At 39.8% G+C, this 12,522-nt stretch carries 13 protein-coding genes and 1 tRNA gene; 4 read left to right on the top strand and 10 right to left on the bottom strand.

The features are described from left to right. Positions 1 to 12: 12 nt before the first annotated feature. Together ACYZ0U_RS07335 and ACYZ0U_RS07330 are read right to left on the bottom strand one after the other, a co-directional pair. Positions 13 to 906 carry an SDR family oxidoreductase gene (locus ACYZ0U_RS07335; RefSeq protein ID WP_461451372.1) on the bottom strand — a complete coding sequence of 298 codons (894 nt, stop codon included), beginning with the start codon at positions 904 to 906 and terminating at the stop codon, positions 13 to 15. Between the two features lie 88 nt (positions 907 to 994). After that, positions 995 to 1,573: a Crp/Fnr family transcriptional regulator gene (locus ACYZ0U_RS07330; protein WP_461451370.1), complete on the bottom strand. Its 579-nt coding sequence runs from the start codon at positions 1,571 to 1,573 to the stop codon at positions 995 to 997. Positions 1,574 to 1,874: 301 nt separating this feature from the next. On the opposite strand from ACYZ0U_RS07330, the gene ACYZ0U_RS07325 reads away from it, so the two are divergent. Then, positions 1,875 to 2,594, top strand: coding sequence for a hypothetical protein (locus tag ACYZ0U_RS07325; RefSeq protein ID WP_461451368.1), 720 nt, complete (start codon positions 1,875 to 1,877; stop codon positions 2,592 to 2,594). An 8-nt stretch (positions 2,595 to 2,602) separates the two neighbouring features. Here ACYZ0U_RS07325 and ACYZ0U_RS07320 read toward each other — a convergent pair whose 3' ends face one another. The 5 genes from ACYZ0U_RS07320 to ACYZ0U_RS07300 form a co-directional block, all read right to left on the bottom strand. Next, positions 2,603 to 3,520, bottom strand: coding sequence for a helix-turn-helix domain-containing protein (locus ACYZ0U_RS07320; protein ID WP_461451366.1), 918 nt, complete (start codon positions 3,518 to 3,520; stop codon positions 2,603 to 2,605). A 5-nt stretch (positions 3,521 to 3,525) separates the two neighbouring features. Further along, complete coding sequence (locus ACYZ0U_RS07315; protein WP_461451364.1) at positions 3,526 to 4,497, bottom strand: NADP-dependent oxidoreductase; 972 nt, start codon at positions 4,495 to 4,497, stop codon at positions 3,526 to 3,528. Positions 4,498 to 4,664: 167 nt separating this feature from the next. Continuing rightward, a complete protein-coding gene (locus ACYZ0U_RS07310; protein WP_461451362.1) occupies positions 4,665 to 4,802 on the bottom strand; it encodes a DUF2256 domain-containing protein in 138 nt (45 codons plus the stop codon). 28 nt (positions 4,803 to 4,830) lie between these two features. Beyond that, entirely contained in the window at positions 4,831 to 5,118 is a 288-nt protein-coding gene (locus ACYZ0U_RS07305) for a DUF4174 domain-containing protein (RefSeq protein WP_461451360.1), read from the bottom strand. 168 nt (positions 5,119 to 5,286) lie between these two features. Next, a complete protein-coding gene (locus ACYZ0U_RS07300; protein WP_461451358.1) occupies positions 5,287 to 5,679 on the bottom strand; it encodes a glyoxalase superfamily protein in 393 nt (130 codons plus the stop codon). Between the two features lie 232 nt (positions 5,680 to 5,911). Here ACYZ0U_RS07300 and ACYZ0U_RS07295 point away from each other — a divergent pair, with 232 nt between their 5' ends. Beyond that, complete coding sequence (locus ACYZ0U_RS07295) at positions 5,912 to 7,042, top strand: pepsin/retropepsin-like aspartic protease family protein (protein ID WP_461451356.1); 1,131 nt, start codon at positions 5,912 to 5,914, stop codon at positions 7,040 to 7,042. A 154-nt stretch (positions 7,043 to 7,196) separates the two neighbouring features. After that, positions 7,197 to 7,457: a hypothetical protein gene (locus tag ACYZ0U_RS07290; RefSeq protein ID WP_461451354.1), complete on the top strand. Its 261-nt coding sequence runs from the start codon at positions 7,197 to 7,199 to the stop codon at positions 7,455 to 7,457. Between the two features lie 127 nt (positions 7,458 to 7,584). Here ACYZ0U_RS07290 and ACYZ0U_RS07285 read toward each other — a convergent pair. The 3 genes from ACYZ0U_RS07285 to ACYZ0U_RS07275 form a co-directional block, all read right to left on the bottom strand. Beyond that, positions 7,585 to 7,658 (bottom strand) — tRNA-Arg (locus ACYZ0U_RS07285). A gap of 84 nt (positions 7,659 to 7,742) precedes the next feature. Further along, positions 7,743 to 8,591 (bottom strand): ThuA domain-containing protein, encoded by an 849-nt coding sequence (locus ACYZ0U_RS07280; protein ID WP_461451352.1) that lies wholly within the window; start codon positions 8,589 to 8,591, stop codon positions 7,743 to 7,745. A 43-nt stretch (positions 8,592 to 8,634) separates the two neighbouring features. Further along, positions 8,635 to 11,184: a PAS domain S-box protein gene (locus ACYZ0U_RS07275; protein WP_461451350.1), complete on the bottom strand. Its 2,550-nt coding sequence runs from the start codon at positions 11,182 to 11,184 to the stop codon at positions 8,635 to 8,637. A 422-nt stretch (positions 11,185 to 11,606) separates the two neighbouring features. On the opposite strand from ACYZ0U_RS07275, the gene ACYZ0U_RS07270 reads away from it, so the two are divergent. Beyond that, positions 11,607 to 12,467 (top strand): N-acetylglucosamine kinase, encoded by an 861-nt coding sequence (locus tag ACYZ0U_RS07270; RefSeq protein ID WP_461451348.1) that lies wholly within the window; start codon positions 11,607 to 11,609, stop codon positions 12,465 to 12,467. Positions 12,468 to 12,522 lie beyond the last annotated feature (55 nt).

Raw genomic sequence — 12,522 nt, 5'->3', positions numbered from 1 at the left:
ATTTAAATTTTATTAACCGAAATAATTTGTTTCAATATCAGCCAATAAACCTAAGTGTGTCGGTTTCCAGCCGGTACGCTCCTCCGTTAATTGGGCCGATGCCGGAACATCCGAACCAAAGAAACCAGCTAACCAGCCAAAATGAGCGCCTGCTTCTTCCGCAGATAAGCTTACAACAGGCAGGTTTAAATGCTTGCCTATTACCTCAGCAATCTCGCGGGTTGGTACGCCAAAATCTCCTATAGCATTATAGGTTTTTGACTCACCTTTTTCCAAAACCAACCTGTATAAATGCGCGGCATCCAACCGATGTACCGCAGGCCAGCGATTGGTGCCATCAGCAATATATGCCGATTTGCCTTTTGCTTTTGCGATCCCTATTAATGCCGGAACAAAACCATGATCATTTTTATCATGTACCGATGGTGGCAGGCGCATGATAGATACATTTACACCTTTCGCGGCTACATCGGCAGCACCTTCTTCGGATGCTACACGGGGATGGTGTGCGGTTTCAGCGGTTGCTACCCTGTCCTCGCTTGCAACCTGTCCCGGCGAATGGATACCCATACCGGTTCCTGAAGTTACAATAAGCGGACGGTTAGAACCTTCCAATACCGAGCCGATGGCATTGATCACAAGCCTGTCGGTAGCGCAACTTTCCTGGAATTTTGAGAAATCATGAATAAAAGCGCAATGGATAACACCATCACAAGCTGCTGCCCCGCTTTTTAGGCTTTCCAGGTCTTCAAGCGTACCGTGATGAGCCTCGGCACCTGCGGCTTTAAGTGCATCAGCACCAGTGTCCGAGCGGGTAAGGCCAAGCACCTGGTGGCCTGCGCCTATTAATTCTTTAACAATGGCCGAGCCAATAAAGCCCGTTGCGCCGGTTACAAATACACGCATGTTTTTTATTTTTTTGGTAAACGATATTTAACAATGCAAATCTGATCAATCCCCAACACGAAAGCGAGGACATAGATCACCATTTAAATTATTGTTTAACCTGTACGTGCCTGATGCGGCTAAGGGTTTCGCGGGATACACCCAGGAATGAAGCCACCATGTGCAAAGGCACGCGTGATATTATTCCCGGATACATTTGGATAAATTCGTCGTACTTTTCTTCGGCAGTTGCGCTGATCGCTGTAAACATGCGCTGCCTGGTAAGATAAAGGTTCCTGGTGATCAGCTTTTGAGAGTAATCCTTCAAATTAGGGATCTTCTCAAACAAATAATTAAAATCATTTTTAGTCCACATCACCAGCTCACTCGGTTCAGATGCAATAATATTATTGGATGACGGTGTCTGATGCTCTAAGCTTTCGGGGTCGGTTGTCCAGCTATTTTCAGGCGAGAATTGAAGAATATGCTCGGTGCCATCATTGCTTATGCGAAAAGTCCGCATAAAACCTTTGGATACAAATGTTTTGTATCGGCATACTTCACCCTCCCGTAGCAAAAACTCCTTACGGCGTAACGTTTTCACGATAGCTGTATCACGCATAAGTTTAACATCCTCGTCCGTTATTTTCGCCTGTGCCCTTATGTACTTTTCAAACTCCGCAAACATATTATCCAAATGTAATAAAGGACATAAAATTTTATTAGTATATCTTGTGTTTTTTATTAAAAATTACAATGTAAATATTTTCATATCAATTAAATGTATCCTTAATTTACTTACCCATATGCATAATCATATTTTGCATCGGTGATGAGACTTCAATAAAAATCGCTTTCCTATTGAAAAACCTTATGGTAGCCATAGTGACATATTTTGCATTACTTTGACATAAATAATCAAAAAACACGTTGTGTTAAAAACCTTAGTCATCTTGAAACCAAATTCGTCATATTACATAAAACTGCTTTTGTTAATCACATTATGTGGTTTTATTTCCCAAGGATGCATTGCGCAACAAAAATTTGGCGGTCAGATATATGAAAATCATACCCACATACCGCTTGGTGGTATTGTTGTCGAAAACTTAAACTCGCACGATAGGACAACTTCTGATGTTAATGGTATGTTTATTATTGATGCAAAAATTAATGACCTGTTGTTATTTACGAGTATTGCTTATGCAAATGATACGGTTTATATCACTAACCTTAATTATCTCAAGGTTTTCCTCACCTTAAAAAACAAGGACCTTGATGAGGTAAAAGTAACCGGCGAAGAACTTAAAACAGGCAAATTATCAGCACCTGTTGAAACCGGCCCACTTGGAAGCCATAGTGTATTGTATCAAACCGATGGTGCCGGAAATTATATTGGCGGGGTAAAATTTATGCTGAATGACTCAAAGGGGTATCAGAATAAAAAGTTAAAGAAAGAGCAGATTGGTATAGATGAAGCGACAAAGGACCAAATAGTTAAAGTATTTAGTCCCGATAATATTCAACACTATTTGCCCATCAGGGGACAGGAGCTCACAAACTTCATTATCCTTTATATACCCGATATTAAAACCTACACAAGCAGTAGTTTTAACCTTATCCTTTATCTATCAAACAGTTATAAGGAGTTTTGCAACATCCCGATCGATAAACGGCAGTCGGCAGATTTTTTGAAGATCAGCAGTAAATAAGTATATCCTTAATTAAACGCCTGCCTGAACTCTAAAGGTGTTTGGTTTGTTTTAGACTTAAATAATTTGCTGAAGGATTGAAGGTGTTTAAAACCTAACTCATAAGCAATTTCGCTAACGGATAGTTCGGTAATGGATAACTTTTCTTTAGCCTTTTCGATCAATTTGTCGTGTATGTGTTGCTGGGCTGTTTTTTCGGTCAGCACACGTAGCAGGTCGCTTAAATATTTAGGCGATAGGTTCAATTGATCTGCAATGTGTTGCACTGTGGGCAAGCCTTTGTTGATCAGGTCTTCACTGTTGAAGTAATCATTTAGCAAAGTTTTTAATCGCCCTAATATTTGATGGTTAGCCTTTTCGCGGGTAATGAACTGGCGATGATAAAACCGGTCCGAATAACTCAGTAAACTCTCAATTTGCGCAATGATGATCTGCTTGGTGTATTTATCAATGTCGGAATGATATTCCTGCTGGATGTTTTGGGCGATATTGATCAGGGTTGTTTCTTCCTTTTCTGAAAGGAACAAAGCTTCGTGGATGGAATAGTCCCAAAAATCATATTGTTTTATGGTCTTGGCCAAAGGCGTATTCCATAAAAAATCAGGATGAATGAGCAGCATCCACCCTGACTGTGTTATTTCTTCATCTGTACGGTTAACCGAAAGGCTTAATAACTGGTTAGGCGCAACAAACGACATTACGCCCTCATTAAAATCAAATTCTTTTTGCCCGTACTTTAGTTTAAAACTTTGCGAAGTTGCAACTCTTTTTATAGCGATACAATAAAAGTCGTACATCCAGCTCATGGCGCTTTCACTGGTTAGCCGTCTTTTTGCAGCTACCTGCATCACGCATATCAACGGGTGCTCCGGCTTGGGCAGGTTGCTAAATTGCAGGAATTCGCTTATCGTTTTAAACCGTTTCATCTGTTTTAATTTTCCTTTCTTATCTCCAGCACCAGTTTGCCGCATACATGGTTAGTCGCGCTTTCGCGATGTGCTTCGGCTACTTCTGTCAATGGATACACTTTGCTGATGACCGCTTTCACTTTACCTTTTTCAACCAACTTGGTAGTTTCGTGCAGTGATGCCGCGTAACCTATACCACCGCCGCCAACTAAAGTGGCAGTAGCATGCTTTGCCGCCGCCGCGTTTAAAATTTCCTCGCTTATAGGTACATCAAGCTGGGTACAAACATACATGCCGCCCTCCTTTAATACTTTTACAGAGTTTAACCGCGTGTGGCTATCCCTCACCGGCGAGGCATTAAATACCAGGTCAATATCGTGCAATATATCTTCAATTTGCTGATTTCTATAATCGATCACCTCATCAGCGCCAAGCTCTTTTAAAAAATCAAAATTATAGGCAGAGGCCGTGCCTATTACATAAGCACCTTTTGCCCTGGCAATTTGCACCGCTAAATTACCCACGCCACCAGCCGCGCCATGAATTAATACTTTTTGCCCAGCCTTTATCTTGCCGATATCAACAATGCCATTCCACGCGATCAGCGCGCAGGATGGGATTGCGCCGGCTTCGTTAAAACTTATATTTTCGGGCATCAAAGCAAACTGACTTGCCTTTGCGGCAATGTATTCGGCGTAAGCACCATCTCCCGGAAAATTTGGGACGCCATAAACTTTGTCACCTTTTTTAAATTGAGTTACCTCACTGCCAATTTCCTCAACAATACCAGCTGCATCCAAACCCAGACCCAAAGGTAATTTCAGGAACTGCCTCAATAAATCGTTCCCGCCCTGGCGTATGATATAATCCGCGGGATTTACACTGCTTGCATAAACCTTAATCAGGATCTCATCAGGTTTTGGAACAGGGCATTCAACTTCTACCAGCTTCATCACTTCAGGCCCACCAAATTCATTAACTCTTATTGCTTTCATAGATCTACTTTTTTGTTAATACAAAGCTCTGTAATAGTTAAGCAACATATTTAGCCTGAATACGGTTTGTTTAAGCCAAATTACCGGAGATGGTAGGAATGCGAGTAGAGCTGCGGTGATAACATCGACCAAAAGCTAAAATATGGGAAGAAAGGGTTGGGTTGTACTTACTTATTCCGCCTGCATTTTTCTGAACAGTACTTTACATCGTCCCAAACTTTTTCCCATTTTTTACGCCAGCTAAACGGCCTGCCGCAAACTTGGCATATTTTTTCTGGCAGATCTTGTTTTTTAACTGATCTCATACTAGCGTGGTCAATTTTAAGCAAAGATTCAGTTTTTGTTTAACATTTCAGCTTTGCGCATTGGCATGGCATCAATTATGGCGTATAGTTTTGCCAGCGTAACAATTTTTCCGGAGCTATATTTTTTTCCTCCATCCTTACCCGTTAGCACGATCTTAAAATCATAAGTACCAAAATGCTGCCTGAGTATTACATCCCGTTCCTGCAAACCTTTAGGGTCCGCATTTAATAATCGCATTTGTTGCATGTAAAGCGGGTCATGAAAACCCCTTGCATAAATATCCAGTATCCGTTCAGACGAATTTACCTGAACCATGGATAAAAAAATGATCAACATTAATTTCATAAGCCGGGATCATAAGCTATATACCAAAATTTATTGTGTGGTGAAGTTCAAGGTTTATTATAAGCAATAATGAATTAAACGCCGGTTTGTTTTAATAAATTTCAGCCTGCATTTGCTGCGTAAATACTGCCGCAAAGATTAACTTGGTTTGATTTCCGTCACTTTGATCTTTTCTGTAAAATTGAGTTGGTTTCCCACCGGGTCTATCACCGTAACAGAAATGGTATCAGGCGCCCATTCAGGCACCACAATTCCGGGGCGGTTATATTTGTACTTTTTATTAATGAGTTCGCGGTGATAAGGTTTCAATCCTTCAAAATCCCGGATGGTGATATGCACACCGGGACTACCATCGCCATGATGTTCCGACAGGTAAAGCGTAATATCCCTTAATGATACCTGTAAAAATTTGGGCGTTGTACCGGGTTCAAACTCATGCTCCCAATCTACCTTAAAACCAAGCCAGTTAACATAAAACTTAATTGTTTTGGCGTAACTATAAATACGGAGTGTGGGAATTACTTTTGCCATAACTTATTTTTAATGAATTAAAATTAGTGATACCTGGTTAATAGTGCAAATAAAGCAAATGCTGTTGGTGCGTTGAAATCATCACAGGATGAAATTCTTACTTAACTAAACATAATTTTACCTTTAATGCGCTAGTATTGTAACAAATCTTTGATAGTAGGAAAAATAGAAACACCTGAAGATATTATTATAACAAAATTTACGTTGTTATAGTTCTGATTAAATACCCCTTATGAAAAACAACTACTTCGCTTACAGAACGTTAATAGTGGCCTCATTTTTAGTGTTAATTGTTGCCTCATGTAAAAAAGATAATAAGTCGGCCCCCACTGTAACCAATGCAACACCGTTAAAATTCGCCGTATATGAGCAACTTGATTCATTAATTTACAGGCAAATATTCATACCTATTCCTACAATTGGTACTGTTACATTAAGTGAAGACTTTAACGCGTTGCTTTTTGACACAGGCTCAGGCGGTATGGTTATTGATGCGAGCGGCATCATACCCTCAAACCTGATTACTAATAAAGGGTTTAATTTTACCGGCGATTCTACGGTTTATGATGGTATTACGATCACCAATCAAACAGATTCCATTCAATATGGAGACGACGCGAATTTATACACGGTATACGGAAATCTGGCTTACGCCAATGTTACTATCGGTACTCAAGGTGAGGGCGGCATCATAAACATTAAACGCCTGCCATTTTTATTGTATTATAAAGCGACAGATAATAAAGGCAATCTTAGCCCTGCGCATGATTTTGATGTATTTGGTGCAGACCCTGAATATGATTTAACTTTTCCAAACAACGTTATATTGCAAAGTCCGTTTAACCTTTACAATCCAGGCACCGGTTTAACCAAAGGATTTAAAATCGGGCCATTAGGCACCTCTAATTTTTCGGATGCCTATAGCCTCCCGCTTACCGATAATGTAATTACATTGGGTTTAACAGCTTCTGATCTTTCATCAGCTTCGGGGTTTACGATGACCAATCTTCAATATGATTCCCGTTATGGTGCCGATCCTGTTATAGCAGGTAAAATCAATTACAATAATAAAACCATTTCAGCCAATATTGTATATGACAGCGGAACATCGGGTTACAGTTATATAGAAGATAATACCGCGGCAAAAATTACTACCACGTTGCCCCAGGGCAGCGCAGTTTCTGCCACTTTAAATTCAGGATTTAATTACGCTTACACAATAGTGCCTAATGAGTATTTAACCTATGTAGAAAACCCGGGTGTATCTAATCTTGATGTCTCAATTTTCAGTATCGATTATTTTATAAACAACGAATACATGCTTGATTATACCGACAATAAGTTAGGTTTAAAGAATAACTAAGTTCCATATTGATTTCTTCTAGCCACACCCTCAAAATAATTTCGTACTGTAATCCGAATCAAGCAAAGCATAAGATACTAATTTTTTTAGTAATTTGTGCCTGAATTTGTAAAAAAATACACAAATTTGCCTCTGATTGCGATGAGCGAATATTATGAATACAACTTATTTATTTAAGGAAGCCAAAGCCTGGGTAAAGCGCAAACACGGACCAGACGAAGTGGTAAAAATTATACCGCTAACCGATGGCGCCATTATAGCTTATGAACTTTATGTTGCCTACGATAACCCTGGTTACCTGGGCAGGATATTATTTGACAGTAAAGGCTACTGGATTTACGATGGGGATGTTTTCACAGTTGCCGAACAGGAACAGCTGGCGAGGTTTATTTGTAATTATGCAGAGGCAGTATAGGACTTTTCGCAAATAGCGTTAATAGTACGTTGTTTATGAGATATTTTAAATGATTGGATTAGTTTGATATAAAACGCAAAAATACAAAAACCTCTAGGCTTACGGCTAAAGGCTTTATAAAAATTTGTGATCCCATCAGGATTCGAACCTGAGACCTACAGATTAGAAATCTGTTGCTCTATCCAGCTGAGCTATAGGACCAGCAATTACTTGCAGTTGCAAAGATGCAAAATTCTCGCAAAAAAGTCAATTTTAAATACAAGTTATTAATTAACAAGCTGTTAATTACTTAGCTGTCTTTTTACCCTCGCCTACCCACATCAGGCTGTTGATGATGAGCTTATCTTCCAGCGCATTATCAAAAGTATGGGATAGGTCTTTGTTGGTATGGTGCTCGTAATCTATATCGTTATGGCCCATATTCATATAAACCATTTTATAGTTCTTATTGCTCCAAACTACCGGGTAGTAACCGCTGTACCAAATTTCGTTCTGCTTGGGCCCGGTTCCCAGCGGAAAACTGGTTGAATCAATAGCAAGCAAGATGGTGATATCGGGATTTAAGCGCAAATCTTTTTCCCATCGATACCACTCATTAGGTTGTGATTTCCAAAGCGTTGGTAAGCCTTTGGTAACGGGGTGATGCTTGTCCTCTACCCTTAAAATCGCCGAGGTAGGTCGCCAGGTGTTGCTTACATATTGCCCCGAACCCAGGAATGTATTATGGTACCAGTCCCAGTTAGCCGGGAAATCTGAAGGGGTTAGCGCAAATGCCGAGAAGTGGAAACCAATCCAGCCGCCGCCGTTCTCCATATATTTTTGGAAAGCAATGCGCTGTGCCGGATCGTCAGGCCGGGTATCCAGAAATAATACTACCTGGTAATGCGATAGAAACTCCGCATTCATATTGCTCCAGTTAGAGGTAGAATCATAGGCAAAATGATACTTCTTCGCCATCAACGGGAACCATTTATTAGCTTCATGCACAAAACTGATGTGTGCTTGATCGTTTTTAGCCGTGTAAAAAGCTATTACATGAAATTTCGGCTTATTGACTTGTGCATTGGTGGCAGAACATGCAACGAGCAAACATAAGCTTAATAATAAATTACCTAACTTTCTAAAAGGCTTCATAACAGGTATTAGTTTCGCTTAAATATAGCTATTGAGTCAAGTCCTATCCCAGGGGTAGGCTAAAATAAAAAGTTGAGCCCTTATCGATCTCGCTTTCTACCCAAATTTTGCCGTTATGCCTTTGTACGATCTCAGCACTTAGATATAAACCTATTCCGAAGCCGGAGATATGCCGCGTATTGTTATTTTCTATCCGGTAATATCTGTCAAATATTTTATCAATATCCTGTGGTTTAATCCCCAGGCCGGTGTCCTTTACGCTTACAATGGCCTGATTATTTTCAACACTGCAATTTACGTTAATGGTTGTGCCGCGTTCCGAATATTTAACTGCATTGCTCAGCAGGTTTGATATTACCGAGCCTATTTTATCCTGGTCAGCATATACGGTTAATGCTTTAACGGTTTGCAGCGTGATCAAATGGCTTGCCGCTGTAAGCAATGTTTCATCTATCATTTCGCGCAGCAATTCATCCAGTTTAAATTTTTGTTTGTTTATATTTATCTTGCCCGATTCCAGCCTGGATATATTTAAAAACCCATTGATCATGCTGCTCATCCTACGCGCCTGGGTATAAGCCTTGTCCAATGCAACTGCAGTAAAATTATCATTACTACTGCGTGCTTTACCGGCAAGCATTTGTACAATAGCGCTAAGAGAAGTTAATGGAGTTTTAAGCTCGTGGCTCACCATACCAATAAAGTCGTTTTTGCGCAACTCATCTTCCTTTTGCTCGGTGATATCCATTACTACCCCCGAAAAGGATTCCATATTCCCGGCCTCGTCATTAGTAACTTTTCCTAATGACCGCAGCCAGATGATTTTACCATCGTTAAACCGACGCATGGTATAGGTAAAGTCATAATCACCGCCGGTTTTTATGGCATTATCAATCTCAGTCAATATCTTGTCACGATATTCATCGGTAACTTCAGCAATTGCCTCATCAAAGGTCATTTCCTTGTCCGGGTCATACCCAAAAAGTTCTCTCAGCCTTGGTGTTGTACGCAGGCTGTTCGTTTCAGGATCAATGGACCAGGTGCCTATATTAGCGGCTTCTAATGATAACCGGAGCATTTGCTCAGCTTTTTGAAGTTCATTACGGGCTTTCATCTGCTCGGTAACTTCAACAGCTATCACCATAATGCTGGTTACATCGCCATAACTGTCCTTTATTGCTTTGTAAATAAAATCAAAATAGTAGTCGCCTAAAATACCATTACGAACAAGTGAAACCTTAGCCTCATTGCCATAATACGTTCGCCCGCTGGTGAAAACATTATCAAGTAATTGCAAAAACGGCTGGCCATCCAATTCGGGCAAAGCTATCGCGAGAGGCAAACCTATTATTACCGAAGTTTTACCCCATAGCTGCAGTATCATTTCATTTGCCGATTCAATGATCATGTCGCGTGTACTAAACACCCCTATAGCTACCGGCGCCTGCTCAACCGAGGCACGGAACTTAACTTCGCTATCGCTAAGCCTCACCAATATATCCTTCAGGCTTTGTTGTGTTTCCGCAAGCTCTTCATTGGCTGTTATAAGCTCTTCGTTAGCTGATGCCAGTTCTTCATTTGTCGCGCTGAGTTCTTCATTCAGTGCTTGTTGTTCTTTTTCACTTCGTTCAATTGCCCTGCGCGACACTACCTTATCGCTAACATCAATAACTGTTGCCATAATAGCTACACATCTTCCTTCGGTATCAAACAAAGGGTCATACGAAAAATCTACGTACAAAAGCTTGTCAGCGTTACCCGGTTTAGTTATAATAACGGCAGATTCGGGCATAGCTACTTTTTTGCCGGTATCTAATACTGATTTTAGATATTCCGGGAATGGCTGATCTACCAGATCAGGGAATACGTCCATCAATTTTTTACCAACTATCTCATCTTCCCTGCGGTTCCATATTTCCAGCATTTGGTGGTTGGCTATCTCTACCACCAAGTCGTATCCGCGCAGTATAGTCATGCCAATGGGTGATGTCATCACCATACTTTTCAAACGGTTTTCGCTTTCAGCAAGTGCCCGTGTGCGGCTTTCAATTTTGGTCTCCAGTTGAAAGTTTAATTCTTTCAGGTCATTTTGCGATATCGCAAGCTCCTCATTGGTAGCAGTCAGCTCTTCATGTATTGATACGATATCATTATTTAACTGCTGTTCAGGTTCTTCGCTATCTTTAATTACTTTTTGGTGGCGGTTACGTTCGGTAACATCCGTTGCGGTATGTAAAATGCAATAAACCTCGCCCTGCTCATTTTTTATAGCCTCATAGGTAAAATCAAAATAGGATGTTTTTAATTCACCATTTATGCGCAGTGTTGCTGCAGTGTCAACGGCTTTGTAGTTTTCCCCGGTACGCCAAACTTTTTTTAGCAGATCCAAAAACGGCTGCCCCCTGAGTTCCGGCACGGCTTCTTCAAACAATTGCCCAATTACACTTTTGTCCTTTCCCCAATAACCTATCATAGCGTTATTGGCGGTTTGAATAATAAGTTTTTCAGTAGTGTATATGGCTGTAGCTAATGGCGATAAGGATAATATATTCAGTATCTCGTTACTGCTAAAAAGTCTGTCAGGTGTATCCATTTAATATTGGAAGGTATTTTTACGGCAAAATTATTACAAAATAAATTAAACCAGTTATCGTAATATTGGTTTGGCAAAACTAATAATTAGTGTAAAATCTTATTTTTCCTATACTTTTTATTTATTGATTTATTAACACTTTAATAATTTTCGGCTGTAGCGATCCTAAATATCAACGTAAATCCATATTATTGTATTTATATTAACTGAACTTTTACTTACAAACCAATTGTGAGCTTTAAAGAATTAATTTTGCGTAATGAAATAAATTCAACTGCAAGTTTATCTTTAAGTAACAATTTTATTGCTATACCTATAATTGTAATCTTGTTAGCCCCAACAATTAAATTTTAATAATACAAAGTGTTCTTTTTACAATAAGTAAATCATACTTTTAACCGATTTTTTTAAAAACATAATTTATGATCATAATTGCTGACGGTGGCTCAACTAAAACAAATTGGTGTTTAGTTACCGAAGAGGGTAAAAAAGTTTATTTTAACACAGAGGGTTATAACCCGTATTTCTCAGACGAAGAGTATATCATACAATCGCTAAAAGAAAATTTGCCAACAGATTTAGCTCTGGATGCAATAACTGAAGTTAACTATTACGGCGCAGGTTGCTCAACTGCCGATAAACGTCAACTTGTTGAAAACGCCATGCAGGCTGTTTTCATCCATTCAAAAATTAACGTGGGCCATGATTTGCTTGCTGCTGCACGTGCATTGTTAGGCAACACCGAAGGCTTTGCCGCTATTTTAGGTACAGGAACAAACACTTGCATTTATGATGGTAAAGATATACTAACCAACATTGACTCAGGTGCCTATATTTTAGGTGATGAAGGCAGTGGTTGCTATATCGGTAAAAAATTATTGACAGATTACATCCGTGGTTATATGCCCGAAGCTGTACGTAAAAATTTTTGGGATACCTTTAAACTAACTCCTGATGATATAAACGAGCGTGTTTACACCCAACCGCTTGCAAACCGCTTTTGCGCAAGCTTTAGCAAATTTGTTTATGATAACATTGTAAACATTGAATATTCAAGAAACATCGTTCGTACATCATTCGAGGATTTTTTCCGTAACCTGGTAACCCATTACCCGGATTATCAAAAATATACTTTTAACTGTATTGGTTCAGTAGGTTACAATTTCCGCAACGTATTGGAAGAAGTGGCTACCGAAAATGGTATGACCGTAGGCCGCATCATCCGCTCGCCTATAGATGACCTGGTTAAATACCACTTAGAACTTGCGCCAACGCAATTATAGTTAATAGAGATTTATTTTCAGCAAAAGAGCGATGGGTGTTATCCATCGCTCTTTT

It is taken from the genome of Mucilaginibacter sp. (assembly GCF_965225845.1).
GTDB lineage: Bacteria > Bacteroidota > Bacteroidia > Sphingobacteriales > Sphingobacteriaceae > Mucilaginibacter.
The sequence above is the reverse complement of the archived record's forward strand: the minus strand, read 5'-3'. Positions and strand labels throughout refer to the sequence as shown.